This is a genomic window from Cyclobacterium plantarum (assembly GCF_011290685.1).
GTDB lineage: Bacteria > Bacteroidota > Bacteroidia > Cytophagales > Cyclobacteriaceae > Cyclobacterium > Cyclobacterium plantarum.
The window spans coordinates 466,016-487,524 of record NZ_JAANYN010000003.1 but is presented as its reverse complement, the minus strand read 5'-3'; the positions used below and the strand labels follow the sequence as shown (position 1 = coordinate 487,524).

Here is a 21,509-nt window from a genome sequence, read left to right as displayed (position 1 = left end):
TATGGAACTAAGCCTTACACTTATCACCATTATCCTTACTTCTCTGGCGTCTTATTATGCCTGGAAAAATCCAGACTTCATGGAACGAAGTCTGTTTACCCCCTATGTCATCAGCCGAAATGGGGAATATGGGAGATTTCTGCTATCCGGATTTATCCATAAAGACGGGACCCACCTGCTGTTCAATATGTTCACGTTTTACTTCTTCGGGAGTGTAGTGGAGCAGTACCTGATGTACACGTTTGGGCAAGGCATGGGAGCCCTGGCCTTTGTTGCCTTTTATCTGCTTGCGATTGTCATTGCAGATATTCCCACTTATCGAAAGGAAAAAGACAATCCTTCTTATCATGCCCTGGGGGCCTCAGGAGGAACCTCAGCCACCGTTTTTGCCAGTATTGTCCTCATGCCGCTTTCCGATATCTGTATTTTCGGCATATTTTGTCTTCCTGGCTTTATATTGGGAATACTATTTTTGGGATATGCCTACTATAAGGGAAAGATTGGGGATGACAACATTAACCATGATGCCCATTTATTTGGTGCCGTTTTTGGGATTGCCGTCATACTGCTCATATCCCCTCAGAATGCCATCTATTTTTGGGAGGAAATAAAAAGCTTCAGTCTATTTTAAAAACTGAAGCTTTTTGAAAAGTCACTTATTTGACTTTTTTAAGTTGTCTGACCAGTTTATCGACTACGTCCTTCAGTAATGGAACCCAATGTTCTCCTTTCTCCTCTGCAAAAACATCCGGTCCGGGGATCCCAACACGCATCCCTACTACGCTGACTGCTGTCCCTCCTGACCCTTCATTTTTGAAGTAGACATCAACGGCATTGATATTTGAGGTAAACTTTGATAATTTGTCAATGGAAGACCTGATCTCCCCTTGTATACCTTCATTGAGATCCAGGTGTACAGATTGTACATCCACCTTTATCCCTTTATAATTTTCTGTATAATTCATAAATCAAACAACTTTCTCCCGATCATCGGGGAGATATCTTTTTAAGGACAGTTAAAATATTATTGAATAAAGTCTATCCACAGGCACAACACAAAAAGGCCTTTAAATAATAAAGGCCTTTTCATTTCCCTATGGAAAAATATTATGCTTCGGCAGGTAAAACGCTTACGTAAGATCTACCATCGTGTTTTTTCCTGAAAGCTACTTTTCCGGGTACCAAAGCAAAGATGGTATGGTCTTTACCTAGTCCTACATTATCTCCCGGATGATGCTTTGTGCCTCTTTGCCTCACTATTATGTTTCCGGCAATCACTGATTCACCACCGAATTTTTTTACACCAAGTCTTTTGCTTTCAGACTCTCTACCGTTTCTGGAACTACCTACACCTTTTTTATGTGCCATAACTTAATTTATTTTAGTGTTTCCTTGCGGAAGCTTACAATACTATATCTTCAATCAAAACTTTGGTAAACTGCTGTCTGTGACCGTTCTTCTTCTTGTAACCTTTTCTTCTTTTTTTCTTGAAGACAATCACCTTGTCGCCTTTTACATGATCAAGAATTTTTCCTGATACCTTTGCCCCATCGAGTAAAGGAGCGCCTACCGATACTGTACCGTTGTCATCTGCCAACAGCACCTGATCGAATTCTACGGAAGCGTCAACTTCACCTTGCATTTTTGGTGCAAAAATGTGTTGATCTTTTGTTACTTTGAACTGCTTACCGGAAATGTTAACTATTGCGTACATAATGGTTTGATATATTTCAATTATCAAAATGAGGTGCAAATATAAGAAAAATACAGAAATACTTAAAATAAAAGTGAATTATTAATTGACTTTCCAGCGATCACATGCCACTGATCATCTTCTTGATACCACCAAATACATCTTTTATGCAGCCATATTCAATTTTTATTCATTCAAATTACCAGGAAGCGCTCAATCGATTGATCTCCAACATATTGGGCAAACCATTTTTTTGTTTATTGACCATTGGTCAATTTTTGGTTCAAATTTCACCTGTTTTCAACATTTTGAAATATTTTGAAAAAAGTTCTATCCCCATATAGAGCGAATATTAGTTAAAGTATTAAATTATATTAAATGCCTTATTACACTTATTACTAATTATTTATAATGTATTGACTTTAGGTCAACTTTTTGAATTTTAACATCATTTTCGGCTTTTCTTTTCCAATTTTCTTGGCCATATTTGTTAAGGTTTTGTTATCAAAACCAAACTCAAGCTAGTATGGCCATCTATGAAGGTTTAAAAGCCGTTCACTAAAAGATATATTTCAAAAGATTAAACCAATAAAAATAATGAAGCCAGAACCTATTTTAGAGCAGGGAGACAACAGCCGATTTGTTTTATTCCCTATTCAGCACGACGACATTTGGGAATATTACAAGAAGGCCGAAGCGAGTTTTTGGACAGCAGAAGAGATTGATCTGGGACAGGATCTAAATGACTGGAAAAACTTAAGTGATGGAGAAAGGCATTTTATTTCTCACGTGTTGGCTTTCTTTGCTGCCAGTGATGGCATCGTCAATGAAAACCTGGCGGAACATTTTGTCTCAGAAGTACAGTATACTGAGGCCAAATTCTTCTATGGATTCCAGATTGCCATGGAAAATATCCATAGCGAAACCTACAGCCTGCTGATTGATACCTATATCAAAAACGCGGCAGAACGGGAGCGTTTGCTCAATGCCATAGAGCACCTGGACTGTGTCAAGAAAAAAGCGGAATGGGCATTGCGGTGGATTGACAACGGGAATTTTCAAGAACGGCTTATTGCCTTTGCGGCAGTGGAGGGTATTTTCTTTTCCGGTTCATTCTGTTCTATTTTCTGGTTGAAGAAAAGGGGGCTGATGCCTGGATTGACTTTTTCCAATGAGTTGATCTCACGAGATGAAGGCCTGCATTGCGATTTTGCCTGTCACTTGTATACAGATCATGTAATCAACAAGTTACCTGAAGAAACTGTTACGGGAATCATCAAAGATGCCGTAGAAATAGAAAAAGAATTTGTCACAGATGCGTTACCGGTAAGACTGATCGGAATGAACGCCACATTGATGTGTCAATATATTGAGTTTGTAGCGGATAGATTGCTGCAGGAATTGGGCTGTGCCAAGGTTTGGAACAGTACCAATCCATTTGATTTCATGGACATGATATCCCTTCAAGGAAAGACCAATTTCTTTGAGAAAAGGGTTGGGGATTATCAGAAAGCAGGCGTAATGAAAAATAAAGATGCTTCCAACGGTTCAGGGAAATTTTCGGTAGAAGAGGACTTTTAAACATTTTTTAACCACCTTAATAACTAATACGTATGTTAGTAATCAAAAGAGATGGCAGAAGAGAATCTGTCAGATTTGACAAAATCACCACAAGAATCGAAAACCTTTGTTATGGGCTGGATGCCCGGTACATCCAACCCATAGAAGTCGCCAAAAAAGTAATTGACGGCTTGTATGATGGGGTGACCACCACTGAACTGGATAACCTGGCGGCGGAGGTATGTGCTTCCCTGACAGTAAAGCATCCGGAATATGCTATTTTAGCGGCAAGAATTGCCATTTCAAACCTGCACAAAACAACCAGCCAGTCCTTTTCCAATACCATGAAAAGACTGTATACATACATCAATCCCAAAACAGATGAAAATGCAGCACTGATAGCACCTGATGTATACGGCATAGTCAAAAAGCATGCAGCCAAGCTGGACGAGGTAATCGACTACAGCAGGGACTTTGATTATGACTTTTTTGGATTCAAAACTCTGGAAAGAAGTTACCTGATCAAACTGGATGGAAAAGTAGTGGAACGTCCACAGCACATGCTGATGCGGGTATCCATAGGTATACACAAAGAGGATATAGATGCGGCCATCGAAACCTACCACCTGTTATCGCAGAAATGGTTTACCCATGCCACTCCCACCCTTTTTAATGCAGGGACACCAAAACCACAATTGTCATCCTGCTTCCTTTTGACCATGAAGGATGACAGCATAGATGGCATCTACGACACGCTTAAGCAGTGTGCCAAAATATCTCAATCCGCAGGAGGAATAGGTCTCTCTATACACAATGTGAGGGCCAAGGGCTCATACATTCGTGGTACGAATGGCGTCTCCAATGGAATCGTACCCATGTTGCGAAATTTTGACATGACAGCAAGGTATGTGGACCAGGGAGGCGGAAAAAGGAAAGGCAGTTTTGCCATTTACCTTGAACCCTGGCATGCCGATATCAAAGACTTTCTGGATTTGAAAAAGAACCATGGAAAAGATGAACTTAGAGCGAGGGATCTTTTCTATGCGGTTTGGGTTTCAGATCTATTTATGAAACGTGTTGAGGCAAATGAAGAATGGTCCTTGTTTTGTCCCCATGAAGCCCCCGGCCTGGCAGACTGCCATGGAGACGAATTTGAAAAGCTGTACGAGAAATACGAGAAAGAAGGCAGGGCCAGAGAAACGCTGAAAGCTCAGGAATTGTGGTTTGAAATCCTGGAGTCGCAGATAGAAACCGGCACCCCCTACATTTTATATAAGGATGCGGCCAATGGGAAATCCAACCAAAAAAACCTGGGCACCATCAAATCCTCCAATCTGTGTACGGAAATCATGGAATACACCTCTCCAGATGAGGTGGCGGTGTGCAACCTGGCCTCTATTGCCCTGCCTAAATTCGTGGTAACGGCAAAAGACGGCAAAAAATATTTTGACCATCAGAAGCTATATGAAATAACCAAAGTAGTGACCCGAAACCTGAATAAGGTAATTGATGTCAACTACTACCCGGTACCTGAAGCCAGAAAATCAAACTTCAGACACAGGCCCGTAGGTTTGGGCGTTCAGGGCCTGGCTGATGCCTTTATCCTGCTGCGCATGCCTTTTGATTCGGATGAAGCCAAAGGATTGAATGAAGACATTTTCGAAACCATGTATTTTGCAGCCATGGAAACATCCATGGAACTGGCCAAACTGAATGGCACCTATGAAACCTATGAAGGTTCTCCGGTTTCTCAGGGCTTTTTCCAGTTCGATTTGTGGGGTGTAAACCCAAAATCAGGGCGATGGAACTGGCAGGAGCTGAAACAAAAAGTGAACAAATATGGTATCCGCAATTCACTTTTGCTGGCTCCAATGCCTACAGCCTCTACTTCTCAGATATTGGGAAACAATGAATGCTTTGAACCTTATACTTCAAACATCTATACCCGAAGGACGCTTTCGGGGGAATTTGTGGTGGTCAACAAGCATTTGATGAAAGACCTGATCCGCTTGGGGTTATGGAATGATAACATGAAAAACAGGTTGATCGCAGCAAATGGTTCGGTACAGCAAATTCCGGAAATTCCACAAAACCTGAAAGATCTCTACAAAACTGTATGGGAAATCTCACAAAAAGTGATCATTGATATGGCTGCTGATCGCGGAGCCTATATTTGTCAGTCTCAAAGCATGAACCTGTTCTTGCAAGAGCCCAATTTTGGGAAATTGACTTCCATGCATTTTTATGCCTGGAAAAAAGGATTGAAAACAGGCATTTATTACCTGCGTTCGAAAGCTGCCAGCAGTGCCATTCAGTTTACCGTGGATAAATCCCAATTGGATAAAATACCAGCGTCAACTGCTGCTGAGCCGGATCCGAAAAAACAACAACAGGATGCCATAGCCTGTTCGCTTGACAATCCCGATGATTGCGAAATGTGCGGAAGTTAAGCATTGTTGCTTTTTAGTAAAAAGCAAAAGTGGCTGTTCACTGAGAACAGCCGCTTTTTTTTTGTCTTGTAACCCGAGGTCGATTTTAGGTAGCACTTATTTGACCGGAGAGCTATCTCAGCCTGTTGCGATGGTTCCAATTCAGCCTTAGACGAGTCATTTCAGCAAATCCCTCCGCCGCGGCGGAGGGCTAGGGGGATTCTAACGAGGACTTTATTTTTTAGCCCAATAATTTTCAAAAACCTGCCCCTGAAACACCATTTTTATCTTCCCAATCATCCATAAATGCCCCGATTTCCTGAAGAACAAAAGGCATCGATTTTCCATTTTCATAAAAATCCCCCCACCCCCTTGGTAAGGGGGATTTGGACACGGTTGATTGCTATGCACATTATTACCGAGGAGTTTTCTCAGCCCGTTTCAGGGTCACCTATTCAGCTTCAACAAGGCATCCCGGCAAATTACCGTCTCAAGGCCTCCAAAATAGCATACTAAATCCAATCATAGAGAACAGATAAGTCCCATAGATTTTTTCTATCGAAAAAAAATTTACATGCATAAAAAAATTGGTACATTGTAGAACCTAAAGCTCAAAAATAAATCGATTCTTAGTTATGGAAAAAAACACAAACCCAAATGCAAAGCTATCAGACTTCAATGATAGTATGGCAAAATGCCCCTTCCATGGAGGAGCATTGAAACAAAGTGCCGGTGGTGGAACAAGAAACCGCGATTGGTGGCCCAATCAGTTGAAGTTAAACATACTCAGACAACATTCATCCATGTCCAATCCTATGGGAGAAGACTTTGACTATGCAGCTGCTTTCAAGTCACTGGATCTGGCTGAGGTAAAAAAGGATCTGGAAGAAGTACTGACTACCTCCCAGGACTGGTGGCCTGCGGATTATGGTCATTATGGTCCCTTTATTATACGGATGGCCTGGCACAGTGCGGGTACTTACCGTATTTCTGACGGCCGGGGAGGCGGAGGAACGGGCAGTCAACGCTTCGCCCCTTTGAATAGCTGGCCGGATAACGCCAACCTGGATAAGGCCCGTTTGTTGCTTTGGCCTGTAAAGGAAAAATATGGAAAAAAACTTTCCTGGGCAGACCTGATGATTCTTGCAGGCAATGTTGCGCTGGAATCTATGGGACTTGAAACTTTTGGTTTTGCCGGTGGACGAGAAGATATATGGGAACCAGAGGAAGATGTATACTGGGGTTCAGAAGCCGAATGGCTGGGAGACAAAAGATATACGGGAGACCGGGAACTGGAAAACCCGCTGGGGGCGGTACAAATGGGTCTGATATATGTTAACCCCGAAGGCCCCAATGGCAAGCCGGATCCGGTAGCCGCAGCGCGTGACATCCGTGAAACCTTTGGCCGAATGGCCATGAATGATTACGAAACCGTTGCCCTGATCGCCGGTGGGCACACTTTCGGTAAAACCCACGGGGCGGGAGACCCCACCCAATATGTTGGTCCGGAACCTGCTGCGGCCGGTATAGAGGAGATGGGGCTGGGTTGGAAAACCACCCTTGGATCAGGTAACGGTAACAATACCATTACCAGTGGATTGGAGGGAGCCTGGACCACCACTCCCACCAAGTGGAGCAATAATTTCTTTGAAAACCTGTTTGGCTACGAATGGGAGTTATTTAAAAGCCCCGCTGGTGCCAATCAATGGCGACCAAAAGATGGGGCGGGTGCAGGTACTGTGCCTGACCCACACGATCCTTCAAAAAGTCATGCCCCCTTTATGCTGACTACTGACCTGGCACTTAGAATGGATCCGGAATACGAAAAGGTATCCAGGCACTTTTATGAAAACCCGGATGAGTTTGCCGATGCCTTTGCCAAGGCCTGGTTTAAACTGACCCACCGGGACATGGGGCCGAAGGCGCGCTACCTGGGACCTGAAGTACCGCAGGAAGACCTTATTTGGCAGGATCCTGTGCCCGCAGTGGATCACGAATTGATAGACAGTAAGGATATTGCCGGACTGAAAAAGAAAATTCTGGATACCGGGCTTACCGTTTCAGAACTGGCAGGAACCGCCTGGGCTTCTGCCTCCACTTTCCGTGGATCAGACAAAAGAGGGGGGGCCAATGGTGCCCGAATCCGGCTTGCCCCTCAAAAAGACTGGGAAGTTAACAACCCGGGTCAGTTGAGCAAAGTACTGGATAAACTGCAAAGCATACAGGAAACCTTCAACGGTTCCCAGTCAGGCAACAAAAAGGTTTCCCTGGCGGACCTTATAGTACTGGCAGGCTGTGCTGGAATAGAGCAGGCCGCCAAAGCTGCCGGACATGAGGTAGAAGTTCCATTTAGCCCCGGAAGAACGGATGCTTCTCAGGAACAGACCGATGTAGAATCCTTTTCCATTCTGGAACCTGCAGCAGATGGCTTCAGAAATTACCAGGCTTCCCTGCACCAGGTAGCTGCAGAGGAAATGCTGGTGGACCGTTCACAGTTGATGACGCTGACTGCACCGGAGATGACCGCCCTTGTGGGTGGCATGCGGGTGTTGAATACTAACTTTGACGGATCCAGCCACGGAGTTTTCACTACAAAGCCAGGCGTTCTTTCCAATGATTTCTTTATTAACTTACTGGATATGGGAACGAGCTGGAAAGCGGTAGACGACTCGGACAAGGTATTTGAAGGCAGGGACCGCAAAACCGGAGCCCTCAAATGGACCGGCACCCGTGTAGACCTTATCTTTGGTTCCAATTCAGAGTTGAGGGCCATCGCTGAAGTGTATGGCTGCAGTGACGGCAAGCAAAAATTTGTACGGGACTTTGTTGCCGCCTGGAATAAGGTCATGAACCTGGACCGATTCGATCTGAAAAACTAACCTTAATTTCTTTATTTAATTGTTTTAAAGGTGACCTGATATCGGGTCACCTTTATTTTTTAATGATTTTATTGGTAATACCCCCGGCCTGATTTATTTCTCTTCAATACCTCTTAGGCATTTAAGAACCTGAGTTCTATTGAATTTCGTTAAAAAACCATCATTCCGAAAATTAACATTCTTTAAACACAGAAATCGGGATGAGGGTATTTATTTATATCTATTTAAAATTCAACATATTATAAAATACATCATCGGTACACATACCGTCATCGCGAGCACAGCGGGCTTCGGCAGGCTCAGCCTAAAAAGCGATCTGATTCGGAGCGGCGGCATAAATCCATCGGGAAATGGGAATAGGATCGAAAGGTCGTCCACATACCCCCTCAGACTGCCGCGGGTGCATGGCTATTTTCGATTCCTTTTTATTCCCCTCTGCACCCTACCGATGACGAGTATATTAAAAAACTGTAAATCAATGTATTAAAGAATCAACACTATCATCCTGTTTGGTGTATTTTCTAAATGCTTAGCATACCGGTGAAGAAATTGAATCAGCTATTTTTGGTAAAGAAGAAACCCTAAAAAATCTGTTAAATAAAGAAGAGATAAATTTAATTACGCAAAGAGCGCTGGCCCGACAAAAAACCGGGGTGCGCAGGAGGCTTGTGGGAGGAAGGATTTTTTTGTCTTGATTTCCTGCCCTCCGGGAGGCGGGTTTGGTACTTTTTCATCAAGGAAAAAGTACAGAGAATAAGAGGTTTACCAGATGATGTTAAGATCTAATCCTGATAAAACCAACAATAACCTTATATCCCGTTTATTGCAAAATACCAATCGTCATCCCGATTTCTGCGTTTAAAAAAAGTTAAGTCTCGCAGTGACGATTCAATTGATTTTTATTGCCCATCTTAATTCGAATCCAGTTTAAGACCTTCCGAAGTACACTTCCGGGGTTCATTTACCCGGCGAGCGTCTTGTCTTTTGTTTTCAAATTGAGGGTGCTGTCCTTTGCCGTTAGCTCAGAATACCAGTGTGCCAACCTTTTCGCTACATGGTGACTGGTATATTGAATTTTTTTCAAAAAAGTTTCTCTGATAGGCGCATAATCCCCGAATAAAGTTGATTTTACCAATAGGGCCAATTCATCTTCATTATGGGAGGAGGCCACTTTACAATTTGGAATTCCGGAAAGCATTTCATGCACATCCCCCACTGGTACTGACACGATAGGAAGATCGCAATACAGGGCTTCTTTGATTACCTGGGGTGAGCCTTCAGAGATAGAAGTCATCAACAGGCAATCCGAATTTAACATGGTATCTCTCACCTGTTCTCTGCTCATTTTCTCCAGACATTGGTATTTGATATTTTTGACGCCTAGTTTTTTTAGGGAATCCATTACCTCCAAAAAAAGCGGGAAATTTTTCACCTCTATCTTTGGACTGCCAGGAAACACGATTAAAAATTCTTCCTTTCGCCTTTTTGAAAAGTTTAAGGGAGGAGCAAAAAATGATGGATTGATGCCACATGGCACTATTTCAACATTAGAATTGAAATTTTCAACCACCTTTTTCATTTTCTGGTTTTGAACATATACCAAATCAACTTTTCGGAGGATTTTTTTTGTTATCCAAACATGCCAGGAGTTGGAGCCCCAACTTTGGATATCACATCCATGTAAGGTCATGTATTTTTTAATTTTTGGTTTGAAAAACAACAAAAATATCCCGGATATCCCATAATGGATATGCACCGCATCGTAATTTTTGCTGGCCAATTTAAAAGGAATGGTGAAAATAGATTTCAGGTATTCCAACTTACCACGATGGGTTCCATCAATTAAATAAATATCCGCATCCAGATCCATTTCCTTCTGAACATCTTCAATTTGCTCCTTGATAAAAATCCCAAATGTAGGATAGTTTGGAGTAGGGTACATATTGGTAACAACCAGGATTTTCATGATTTGATGATTAGGTTAAAGGGATTGGGAGAACCTGACTTTTTTTAACCCTGTACAATGCCAATTTCATCAGGTAGGGTTTAAGGTTATCCTGAGCAATTCGTATCCATAGGTGGTTTTCCATTTCCTTTCTGATTGCTTCAGGTTGATAGCTCTCCATTCTATTTGCGAGAACCTGAAGCCCGGATAAAACAGCTTCTGGTTTGTCTTGAATCAAGACCCCGTTTTTTTCATTGATGGTTTTGATATTTTCGTTGGTAGCAGTAGCGATAACTGCCAGTCCCGAAAGCAGGTATTCATAGGTTTTTGTCGGAGGTTGGTCCTGGTAGTAGTCAGTAATTGGAATAAATGAAACACCTATATTACTTTTTTTAAAATAATGGTGCAACAGGTCATTATGAACGAAGCCCTCCATGGAAATGACATCCTGAAGTTGGTTCTTTTGAATATAGGCCCATATTTCCTCCTGTTCACCTCCGGAGCCGCTTCCCACAATGGTAAAATGGATGGGTTTGGCGTCCGGGTCGCTCATCAAGTCCAAATAAAACCGATGAAAGCCCTTTACAAAAATCATGATATCCCTGTTGTCCAATGAGCCAACATACAACAAATAAAGGCCATCCTTTTGGGTGTTTTCACCAGAAAAGCACTCCCCTCCCAAAGGCAGGTAGTGCGTATTCTTAAATCCCAAATTATGGGAAAGGCTTTGGCTAATGATACTGATATGCCTGAAAGTTTTGCACTCATTTACCAGCAATAGATCCCGCATTCGATTTCTAAGCGGGCTATTGGTAACGGTGCGGGACCGGATATCTACATTAAATGTCCTGGTTGGATGGAGCCTTCGAATAAGGGAACAACCCGGGAAATAAATCATAAAAACCAGTTCATAGGCATGGTTTCTGATTTCATTGTGGATAGCCCTTAAAAACCGAAAGTACCTTAATAGCTTAAATCCCCTTCTGGAAATATACTTTACTTCAATCCCATTCTGATGGATTTTATGCAGACCATAATCCCAGGATAAGTGGGTGATCTCGAAATCTTCTTTTAAATAAACACTGTATTTGTAAGGATCAACATGGTACCCAAATTGATCTTTATTTACTATTAAAAGTTTTAATTTAGATGAACGTTCCATAGGCTGTTAAAAATCAGCTAATACCACTTAAAAATTTTCCCCTCTGACGAGACAGCATAAAAGCCATTTAAAGCATATACTGATAACCGCTTTCCCATTATAAGAAGATCATATAATCATTCCTTATTAGCTACTGTTATTTCCAGGATTTCATTTACGTGTTGCCCTCTTTTTATAGAAAGGAAGCTAAAATGAAATCCAATTGAATTATTTTTTGATTTGACAAAAAGTCACAATGGTCACAACGCGTCAAATAAATGTAAATCATTTTTATTTATTTGAAATACATTTTTACAAATTTAAAATAATTAAACAGGTTTTTCAACAAATTCAGTTAAAATTATTTAATTTTAGTCAGACGCTTGCGGTAGCCTATTTCCCGGGGCCTGCCTCCAGCCTGTTGCGGGCAAAATTTCACAAGCTTTCCTGTATTGCCCTTGTATTTATTCGTTCTGACCCGGGGAGCTTCCGGGTCGCATCAAGCCGTACTTAAAATAAACCGGCAAGACCTATGGCACCAAATAAAAGCTTTTGTTTAAAGTTTTTCGTACCCGATAAAACGAACATTTTGTTCGTAATTTCGCTGTTTTCCTATTTTATTTTAGGAACAGCAATCAAAGCATGTGCCTTTGATATTCAGGAAGAGTTTCCAAAAATCACGCTAGGAAAGGAGCTGTGGACTGCCGGGCATGAAGGAGGAAGCCTGGCCGAATGGCATGCAGATGAAGGAGGCGGAGAATTCAATTCGGGCACCGGTAATAGCCATGTGAGTAGGGAGCAGGCTAGAACCGGAAAATACTCCCTGAAAATGTCCATTAATACCAAAAATGACGGGGGGCATGGTACAAGGAATTACCGCTGGAAGGAATTAGAAAACCACACCGATCTGATTTTTACGCAATATTTTTTTTTCCCGCATAGGATCGATTTGGACCCGAATAATGATTGGTTCAATCTGGTGCAAACAAAAGCTGTGAAATATGCCCCCGGAGGCCCCGATTCAGGGCCAGATCAAATAAATTCACCCCATTTTGTGTTGGGTTTGAAGGTGAGAGGTGATCCGGGAACTGCTGGTGCCAATTATTTGAGCTTGTCAGAATTACAAAAGTTTTGGGGGGGACAGTCTGATGTATTTTGGGAGGCAGCCCCGGGAATTGATCTACCCCTAAATAAATGGGTCAAGGTCCAGATACGGATTATTCAAGACCGGGGCGAGAAGGGTAGGATTTTGGTTTGGCAGGATGACTTGTTGATCATGGATACCGGATTTAGAAATACCTTAAGACCTGAAGCGGATGTAAATATGTACAGTATCAATGCCTACGCCGACAAAACCTTTCCAAGCACCAGCATTATATATGTTGATGATTTATCCATAAATTTACCAGGATCTCCGGAAGTACCTATACCTGTCATAGCTCCTTAGTCAATCATCCTAACGATGACCTATTTATTATCAAATTAGGTCGAACTTTTGTCAATACTAATAATGACCCACTTATCTCGAAAACAGGTCCAACTCAGGCTGTGCGGTTTGCCGATTTTAATTACTATTTAAATTTCCATCTTTATATTTCTTTTGTTTTTATATTTATCGTTAAATTTCATACATTAGCACTTTAATAACTATTTTTATGCTTTTCAAATAGAGTTATTTGTTAAACGTCAAAATTTTGTCTCTTGAGTAAATTCAAAAAGAACCTGTAATTACCAACTTATTCCCCTCTTGGAGGAAAAATTCCGTATCGCGTTAAAAAAATGACTAAATTATTATCTTTGGTTAACTAATGTTTTTTACGATTCCTGTTGAATTGGTAGGATTGAACAGGCGAAGCTGAAAAAAATAAAAAAAATAGCATGTGTGGAATACTAGGATCGATAGACATAAAATTGTCAGAGGAACAACTTGACTTAATAAAACACCGGGGGCCGGATGATTCAGGACTTATTTCAATTCCTGGACAGATGCACCGCCTATGGTTGGGTCATAGGCGATTATCAATCGTGGACCTTTCACCTGCTGGCCATCAGCCAATGAGCTCGGATTGTGGAAATTATACCTTAATTTTCAATGGGGAGATCTACAATCATGAAGAGATCCGAAAAACACTGAATCAACAACAGTTTAGAGGACATTCTGACACGGAGACAATTCTTTATGCACTTAAAGAAAATGGGATTAAGGCTGCCGAAAAGTTTAACGGAATCTTTGCTTTTGCATTTGTAGATCTTTTACAACAAAAACTACTTATTGCAAGAGACTTTTTCGGAGTAAAACCTTTGTATTACAGTTCAACCTCTGATGGGTTTCTGTTCTCTTCAGAACTAAGACCGATCAAATCAATAATAAAAAATATTTCCATAGACAGTAATAGTTTATCCACACTATTGAGATTACGCTATGTGCCATCTCCCTATACATTATATAAAAACATATACAAGGTAAGACCTGGCCATTTTATCGAAGTGGATTTATCAAAGGAACGAATAAATCCCAATGAGCAGGCACTAACCATTAATGATTCCAAATTATTTTCAGGCAGTTTTGATGATGCTGTTGATCAATATAACGAACTATTTTCAGCTTCAGTGAAAAGGCAATTGATGTCCGATGTAGAAATAGGCATCATGCTGAGTGGGGGTGTGGATTCGGCAATGGTTGCGTCCATTGCAGCCAAAAATGGCTCGCGGCAAACCAAGGCATTTACAGTAGGTTATGATGGAAAATATGCATCGGATGAAATTTCGGATGCGCAAGAAACTGCCAGGCTATTAAATCTCGAACACCATATTGTAAAAATTAGCAATAATGATTATCACGATTTATTTGCTCAATGTGTGGAAATTACAGAAGAGCCCACGGCTACGACATCCACAATTCCATTTTATTGTTTATCAAAACTGGCATCAGAGCATGTTAAGGTGGTTTTAACAGGTCAAGGGGCAGATGAACCACTGGGCGGGTATTTCAGGTATAAGGAAGAATTGCTGAGACAAAAATTACCAAACTTTGTATTGGATCCATTTTGTTCATTGGTAAATAATTTACCTATCAAAAGTGAAAAAATACGAAGAGCAACTCAAGCTTTGCCAATAAGGAATGATATTGAACGCTTTGATGAAGCCTATTCAATTTTCCCCTATACACAGATAGAAAAATTAATCGGGAAAAGCGACAACCGATCCCTAGAAGCCATCCAATACAATTATGACCTTTATAAAGCGAAGAATTTACCCCATTCTGCATTTAGAATGATGAAAATTGATGCAAGGATGAATTTAGCAGACGACCTCTTAAATTATACTGATAAAATTTCCATGCATTTTGCCCTGGAAACAAGAGTGCCTATTTTGGATACCGAATTGGTATCCTTTATTGAATCGTTACCTTTATCCTATAAAGTCAATCTCTTCAAAGGGAAAATAGCTCATAAAAAAAATGCAGAAAAAATACTGCCCGGGAATATAATCAATCGACCCAAAAAAGATTTTAAATCCCCAACCAACGAATGGTTTAGAAATGATATCGGAACAATTGGAGATTTACTGACACAGTCAAATACCAAATTCGCCTCATTTTTTGATCGTTTAGAAATCAATAGAACCCTCGAACTTCACAAAAAGGGATACAATATGGAAAAACAACTGTTTTTGTTGTTAAGCATCTATTATTGGCTTGAAAAAAGCTAAAATCCTCAGGTATGTCTCAAGAGGAAATTTTTCAAAAACATTGTAGAAATTTAATTATTTTCTAATGAAAATTTGGATTGACTTCATAAATACCCCCCAGGTTTCTTTTTGGGTACCCTTTATTAGAGCGTTTCAAATGGATAATCACGAATTGCTGTTGACCTGCAGGGATTCGGGAAACACCCTTGAACTCTTAAAATTAAACGGATTGGAATACCAGCTGATTGGGAAAAAGGTAGGAAAGGGCTTTTTTCAAAAATTGCTTTTTTTCCCAAAAAGGATTTATCTACTGTATTCCTTTATCATCAAGCACAAACCGGATGTAGCAGCAAGCCAAAGTAGTTTTTATCAGCCCATAGTGGCCCGAATTTTGGGTATTCCCTGCTTATACACCAATGACAATGAACACGCCCGGGGAAATTTATTCGGCTTCTACTTTGCTTCAAAGGTTATCCTACCCCTTCCCCTTAGCAATGAGGGTTTTGTAAAAAAATGGCCTTTGAAATCAAAGGTCTCCTTTTACCCAAGTGTAAAGGAAGCCATTTACTTGTCGCAGGATCCGGATTTAATTCAACTAATTCCAGGGAAGAAAACGACCATTTATTTCAGACCAGAACCCTGGTCTGCCCAATATTATAGTGGGCCATTAAATTTTTTCGATCAAACAATACTAAAAATCGCAACAAAACATAAGGTAATCATTCTTCCAAGAGACCCCAATCAAAGGGCCCACTATAAACAGGAAAAATTCAATCAGGTCTCCGTAGCTGTAAAACCATTAAAGTTAAAAGACATCCTTTCTAACTGCTTACTTTTTATAGGGGCAGGTGGATCCATGACCAGAGAATTGGCAGTTTTGGGTATTCCGGCCATATCTATCTATCAGGCAGAAACACTTTGCGTTGACAGGTATTTGGTGGATAAAGGTCGGATGAAAATTAATCCGACTATCAGCTATGCGGAAATCAATAAGGAATTGGATGATCGTAAAGACTCAGAAATAAACACAGCCATTCTTGACGAAGGAAAAAAGTCATTTCATAAAATTAAGGATTTGATTTTCGATTTAAAATGATGGAGTAGGCCTTTCGTCAAATGATATAGATTTGCTGTTTTAATTTGACCTTCCGGAGAGAGAGGGCCAAAAGTCTGGTCAGGGACCAGTGGCGCTATCGATGAGGGTCAGTACCGTCACTGCGAGAATTAACTTTTTTTAAACGCAGAAATCGGGAAGACGATGTGGTTTTTTATCATGTTGATTTTCGGCTAGTTAACAAACCCTACATCGGTTGAATCTTAGGGCAGGTATGTACGTGGGACCCCACGGTAAAACGAAACTTTCACACCAAATTGCACTCATATTACGGTTTGAAGTGACCATATAGCCTGTTTCTACGTATGTTTTTAACCCGAACTCCTATGTTACAATTGCCGGATTACTTGCTTTACAACAGGTGTGAGCAGGGTTTTTTGGGAAAAGGAATCCATCTGATACACCTAATGCAAACAGGTGCGCATCAAACCAGATCCCAATTCAGACCTCCCCCATACCGGTAAGCCACCTTGCCATCCTCATTTAGGGCCAATAAGTGTATCCATCCATTGTCACACAGATCTTTTACGGAGGGATGTTTTTCCAAAATGGCATTCATGGCATCGATTGGTGCTTCAATGATCACATTCAACCGTACCGGTTCATGCTGGTAGTTCTCCCCATCATGCAACGACTGCATGGGCAAGCCCACCCTTAGGTCACCTGAGTATCCTTCCAATACCCCCAGTCCGGAGGTAACGTTATGTAATGTTTTGTTGCCCGAACCAAAATTTTTGTTGTCAACGGTTGATCCGTAATACTGCAGATTGATCCAACTCGTCACAACCATTGGCGCGGTCATGATCAGTTCAAGGATAGCAAAATCCTGGTCCTTCCGCCAGTCGTAGGAATGCAGGAAGGATAGCCCCCCAAAGTTCAGGTTTTTGGTTCGCTCACGGGGAGCCACCACAAAGGTGTTGCAGCCCGCTAAACCCCACTCGGGACGAACCTGTGACCAATCCTTACTCCGGGCTAGGATCTCTTTATCCTGTTTTGTCACTATGGCCATTCGCAAGGCTCTCTCCGCACGTGCGGCGGTTCCGGCTTTTGCCAGTGAACTTTTCAATTCCTTAAACTCTTCGGCATAAGCAGGTGAGACCTCCTGCCCGTTGAATATGCTGATTTCATCTGTGGTCGTATCGTGAAGACAAGCCAAAAACACCGTGTCCTCAGGGATAAAGATATTTTCTTTCTTTAAATGTTTCCGGACGGCAATGTTATTAAGCACTGCTGCAGCTACTTTGGCATTGGGCTCCCCGGATCTTCCGCCACAGGCACCGCAATCAAGGCCGGTGGCATGGGGGTTATTTACGCTGGTAGCACCGTGTCCCACAATCAACACAAATCGGGCGAAATTTTCAGTGATCGACATGGCATTCAGGGCATTTTTTGCCATTTTAACCTGTTCTTCCAAAGGAATCCCTACCTTTTCGCCCTGGTGGGTGCTCTCATCCAGGCTGACACCCTTTTGCGTTAACATTTTTCCGCTCAACCCTATCTGATCAGGGTTTGGAACTGGCCGGGTCAATCCAAAGGAATCGGTAAACAATTTTGGCAGGTAAGACAATCCCACCGGACTCACAAAACTAAAGCAGCTTACCGCCCCTGATTTGAAAGATTTCCAAACCTGAGAGACCTGATGATGGAAGATGCGGTTTTTGTAAGCCCTCTGGTTCCGGCTTTTGGCAGCAAATTCTTCCAGAATAGTAGGCCCGGTAGGAATTAATACCGGACATTGTGCCTCTCCCTTTTCGTGGGCAAGGGGTATAAAGCGAATGGGAAAAGCAAAAAATCCGGCAAAACCAAGGGTCTCTATGTTGGTATTGACCTGTTCCAGGTTTCGACGAAAAACTTCTGACCGTACATCAATGCAAAATATAGCCTGAGCAAGCGGTCTTGCTGGTTTCCTGGCCTGGCTCGTTTTTGCGACCTGAAATTTAGCTATGAGTTCCCGCTGAACGGACATCTCAAATGCTTCCTGTAAGACAAGCTTTTCTGACAAGTCTTTGTTGATTTCTTTATTTTCACCTGCTTCGGAAAGGCCCTTTTTTGCATTTATCCACATCAAATCAAGGTCCGGATGGCTCAGGCATTGGTACAAGCTGGCTTCAGCGCAAATGAGCACTGCAAGAAAGGCTGTTAATGCGCCCCCTTTCTTACCATATAATTCATTGTCCCAATCCAGTCGGGCCGCATAAGCCGACCAGCCGCCCACCCGGAGCAGCAGGCGGTGCAGGTAATTGGGTAGATCTTCCTCTGATAAAGCCAAAATATCCATAGCTTGCCCAGCCGCTTTCAAAGGCTCTTCGGAAAAGGACCTTACGTATTTTCGAAAGTTTTTAAGGCCGGATATCTCGAAGGTAAGATCAACGGTTGCTTCGGCCTTCCAGGCTTCGAAAACGCCGGAATGCTGATTGGCTGTTTTCCAAAGGGCCTGGCCGGTATCAAAATAAGAAGCAGCCCAAGTGGAAATTCTGGCCGTAAAAAACCGGTTCCAGTCTTGGTTCGTAAACCCGGTGGCAACATCTGTAAGTGTGGCAATGGCAGGACCTCCTGGTTTTACATCGGCCCCTTTTTCCAATTGACTGATAAAGGTAGCTACATCAACTTTAAAAGAAGATTTTTTATCAATAGCGGCACGCAGGTCCTTATGGGTAATTTTGCCTTCATGGATTTTTTTGAGGTAAAAAGAAACCGGCAAGGTCATTTGAATACCTCCCACTGCAGCCAATTGCTCTGCCACGGAGTCAAAATGCCTGTCGGTAAGCCCCAGGTAGGGGTTAACAGTTACAAAACTCTCCAGCGGCCAAACTGGCGCAATTTTTTTGCAAGCCTGCTGCATGTGTTTTGAAAGGGAGATTTTTTTATCTTTCTTGGATCGTGTTAAAACTTGTTCTTCCATTTTCTTTCATTCAGTTTGTTTTGAATCCTTAATTGGTCTGGGCAAATTGTTAATGGACTGGATTTATGGCACCGGTGGCGATCATTGCACTATCGAAGACCTGAAAGCTGCCTGTCATGGGGAGATAAAAGCTGTGTAGCACCGATCAGCCTGTCAAACCAGGCGTTGGCATAAAAGCCATTCCGAACATGAATGGCGAGTGATTGGTAATGTGGCTTATGGGACAATTGCGGAGCTAAGATTTGCACCAAAACGACCAAGAAAAAACCAAGCAATAACAAACCGGAGAGCAGTATGTTCACCAAAGCCGGGATGCGGATATCCGGTACCTGCATACCCAGCAGGAAGTCCGTTCCAGCTTCTAGGGTAAAGAAGGACAGGATGACCAATATGGCCAACAGGCCCGCACGGCTCATCAATCTTGCATTCCATTTTCGGGCAAAAGCTGCTGCAAATAAACGTGACAGGCCCATAACGATGACGGCTCCTACGAACATCAAGGGCAGTTCATTTAGGGGATCAATCCCCCAAAGCCAGGCAAAGCCAGTGAACAACAGCAAGGAAAGTAATATGCCCAAAACTACCTTCAGGGGACTTATTGTCCGGGTTTCATCCAGCACCTTCATGGCCCTTATCACATCGATCGTGCTTCCTGATGATAGAAATGCATGGGCTTTGTAAAAGGAGTGTGCGACCAGGTGCAACATGGCCGCCGGATATACTCCCAGCCCACAAACCATCAAACTAAAACCCATATGCCCAACACTGGAGTAGCCCAATGCTGTTTTTATAGAAGTTTGGGTGAGATAAGCCACGGAAGCAAACAGGGCGGTAAGCCCTCCAAGTACCAACAAAAGAATAGGTGCTACTGTAGAAGCATCCATCACCCAGGCCATCCGAATAATCAGGAACGGCCCTGCATTTAACAGTCCCGCATGCAATAGGGCCGATACCGGAGTAGGCGTTTCCATCACTTCGATCAACCAGCCATGGGTAGGAAATTGAGCTGATTTTAAAACAGCAGCCAGGGCCAGAAACAAAGCGGAAAGCTCCAGGGCCATTGAACCGTTACCGGAAGAAAAATCATTTTTGATGGCAGTAAACATGATTTCCAGGTTACCTGTGCCAAATGTGTTGTAAAGTAAACCTATGGCCAGCAACACAGCCGCATCTCCAAGTCTGGCCAGGATGAACTTCTTTTTGGCGGCAATTTGAGCTCCCGGTCTTTCGGGATAGAATACCAACAACCGGTGCAGGGATATACTGGTCAAAACCCAGGAAAAAAAGAGCAGGCCAATGTTTCCTGATAGCACAAGCAATTGCACCGAAGCGATGGTCGCCGCCAGCTTTCCCATAAAGGCCCCTTGTTTGGGGTCACCATCCAGGTAGTTACAACTGAATTTTACGATAACAAAGCCCAGCAAGGCAATCATCCCCAACATGATCAGGCTAAGCGAATCCAGTCGAATGCTAAATCCAATACCTTCCATTCCCCACAAAGTAGATTCTATTAACCCCCTCCTGCCAACTAAAAAACTGCCAAAGCCCACAATTAACAGACTTATCAGGGTTGCGACTTTGCTAAGCGTGATGATTTTTTTTGGTCTGCATCCAGGCTGAAACCAGGAGGCTACGGCTGTAGCAACAAATACCAGCGGAGAGAGCAGGACGATTAGTGAAAGTAAATTTTCTGACATGTGTATCTATTTTTTTTCCGCTGCAAAGTTTTGAAAAAAAATCCATAAGTTTTTATTTAGATTTCGTATGAAACCCATAAATAAATTTTATGATAAATAACAACTTTGCCTTAAATGAACGGTACTGATGGAAAGGGTCCTTAGGAAAAAATTGTCCCTCCAGGTATGCCAGGGGCTACGGATGACAGATTTTAAAAATCACGGGAGAGGGGCCGCTGGCATTAGCGAAAAGCTTGTTTCACTGTTGAGCTTACTGGCGGCTAATGCCCTACAAATGCCAACTCATCTACACCCCGGGCTGCACCTCCTGCGTCGGCTTACCCGGGGTTACAAAAATTGAACCCCATCGGGGTGCTGTATAATGTCATCCCGATTTCAGCGTTTTTTTTTTAAAATGTTAGTTCTACCGATGATGTATTTAAAACTGTTGTCTTAAAATTTTACCCCTGAAGAAATTTT

The 21,509-nt window shown here is 42.3% G+C and carries 14 protein-coding genes; 7 read left to right on the top strand and 7 right to left on the bottom strand.

The features are described 5' to 3' along the window. Nucleotide 1: 1 nt before the first annotated feature. Nucleotides 2-631 carry a rhomboid family intramembrane serine protease gene (locus G9Q97_RS09870; protein ID WP_166146321.1) on the top strand — a complete coding sequence of 210 codons (630 nt, stop codon included), beginning with the start codon at nucleotides 2-4 and terminating at the stop codon, nucleotides 629-631. A gap of 25 nt (nucleotides 632-656) precedes the next feature. Here the strand turns inward: G9Q97_RS09870 and G9Q97_RS09865 are convergent, their stop codons facing one another. The 3 genes from G9Q97_RS09865 to rplU all read right to left on the bottom strand — a co-directional run bounded on the left by G9Q97_RS09865 (nucleotide 657) and on the right by rplU (nucleotide 1,714). Further along, complete coding sequence (locus G9Q97_RS09865; RefSeq protein ID WP_166146318.1) at nucleotides 657-965, bottom strand: HPF/RaiA family ribosome-associated protein; 309 nt, start codon at nucleotides 963-965, stop codon at nucleotides 657-659. Between the two features lie 142 nt (nucleotides 966-1,107). Next, the gene (gene rpmA / locus G9Q97_RS09860; RefSeq protein ID WP_166146315.1) at nucleotides 1,108-1,368 is read right to left on the bottom strand and encodes a 50S ribosomal protein L27; all 261 of its coding nucleotides are present in this window, start codon (nucleotides 1,366-1,368) and stop codon (nucleotides 1,108-1,110) included. A 34-nt stretch (nucleotides 1,369-1,402) separates the two neighbouring features. Next, nucleotides 1,403-1,714, bottom strand: a complete 312-nt coding sequence (gene rplU, locus G9Q97_RS09855; protein ID WP_163377741.1) for a 50S ribosomal protein L21 — start codon at nucleotides 1,712-1,714, stop codon at nucleotides 1,403-1,405. Nucleotides 1,715-2,287: 573 nt separating this feature from the next. Between rplU and G9Q97_RS09850 the strand changes: the two genes are divergently transcribed. The 3 genes from G9Q97_RS09850 to katG all read left to right on the top strand — a co-directional run bounded on the left by G9Q97_RS09850 (nucleotide 2,288) and on the right by katG (nucleotide 8,561). After that, complete coding sequence (locus G9Q97_RS09850; protein ID WP_166146516.1) at nucleotides 2,288-3,274, top strand: ribonucleotide-diphosphate reductase subunit beta; 987 nt, start codon at nucleotides 2,288-2,290, stop codon at nucleotides 3,272-3,274. Nucleotides 3,275-3,306: 32 nt separating this feature from the next. Beyond that, on the top strand, nucleotides 3,307-5,703 hold the full coding sequence (locus G9Q97_RS09845) for a ribonucleoside-diphosphate reductase subunit alpha (RefSeq protein WP_166146312.1): 2,397 nt from the start codon (nucleotides 3,307-3,309) through the stop codon (nucleotides 5,701-5,703). A 614-nt stretch (nucleotides 5,704-6,317) separates the two neighbouring features. Continuing rightward, the gene (gene katG / locus G9Q97_RS09840; protein ID WP_166146309.1) at nucleotides 6,318-8,561 is read left to right on the top strand and encodes a catalase/peroxidase HPI; all 2,244 of its coding nucleotides are present in this window, start codon (nucleotides 6,318-6,320) and stop codon (nucleotides 8,559-8,561) included. Nucleotides 8,562-9,522: 961 nt separating this feature from the next. On the opposite strand, the gene G9Q97_RS09835 is transcribed toward katG, so the two are convergent. Next, on the bottom strand, nucleotides 9,523-10,527 hold the full coding sequence (locus G9Q97_RS09835) for a glycosyltransferase family 4 protein (protein WP_166146306.1): 1,005 nt from the start codon (nucleotides 10,525-10,527) through the stop codon (nucleotides 9,523-9,525). Nucleotides 10,528-10,537: 10 nt separating this feature from the next. Further along, a complete protein-coding gene (locus G9Q97_RS09830; RefSeq protein ID WP_166146303.1) occupies nucleotides 10,538-11,668 on the bottom strand; it encodes a glycosyltransferase in 1,131 nt (376 codons plus the stop codon). A gap of 511 nt (nucleotides 11,669-12,179) precedes the next feature. Between G9Q97_RS09830 and G9Q97_RS09825 the strand changes: the two genes are divergently transcribed. From G9Q97_RS09825 to G9Q97_RS09815, 3 genes are all read left to right on the top strand, one after another. Continuing rightward, on the top strand, nucleotides 12,180-13,094 hold the full coding sequence (locus G9Q97_RS09825; RefSeq protein WP_166146300.1) for a heparin lyase I family protein: 915 nt from the start codon (nucleotides 12,180-12,182) through the stop codon (nucleotides 13,092-13,094). A 431-nt stretch (nucleotides 13,095-13,525) separates the two neighbouring features. Next, a complete protein-coding gene (gene asnB / locus G9Q97_RS09820; RefSeq protein ID WP_166146297.1) occupies nucleotides 13,526-15,358 on the top strand; it encodes an asparagine synthase (glutamine-hydrolyzing) in 1,833 nt (610 codons plus the stop codon). Nucleotides 15,359-15,422: 64 nt separating this feature from the next. Then, nucleotides 15,423-16,433, top strand: coding sequence for a DUF354 domain-containing protein (locus G9Q97_RS09815; RefSeq protein ID WP_166146294.1), 1,011 nt, complete (start codon nucleotides 15,423-15,425; stop codon nucleotides 16,431-16,433). 442 nt (nucleotides 16,434-16,875) lie between these two features. Here the strand turns inward: G9Q97_RS09815 and G9Q97_RS09810 are convergent, their stop codons facing one another. Next, nucleotides 16,876-19,353: a YbcC family protein gene (locus tag G9Q97_RS09810; protein ID WP_166146291.1), complete on the bottom strand. Its 2,478-nt coding sequence runs from the start codon at nucleotides 19,351-19,353 to the stop codon at nucleotides 16,876-16,878. An 89-nt stretch (nucleotides 19,354-19,442) separates the two neighbouring features. Next, entirely contained in the window at nucleotides 19,443-21,050 is a 1,608-nt protein-coding gene (locus G9Q97_RS09805; protein ID WP_166146288.1) for a proton-conducting transporter transmembrane domain-containing protein, read from the bottom strand. Nucleotides 21,051-21,509: the final 459 nt, after the last annotated feature.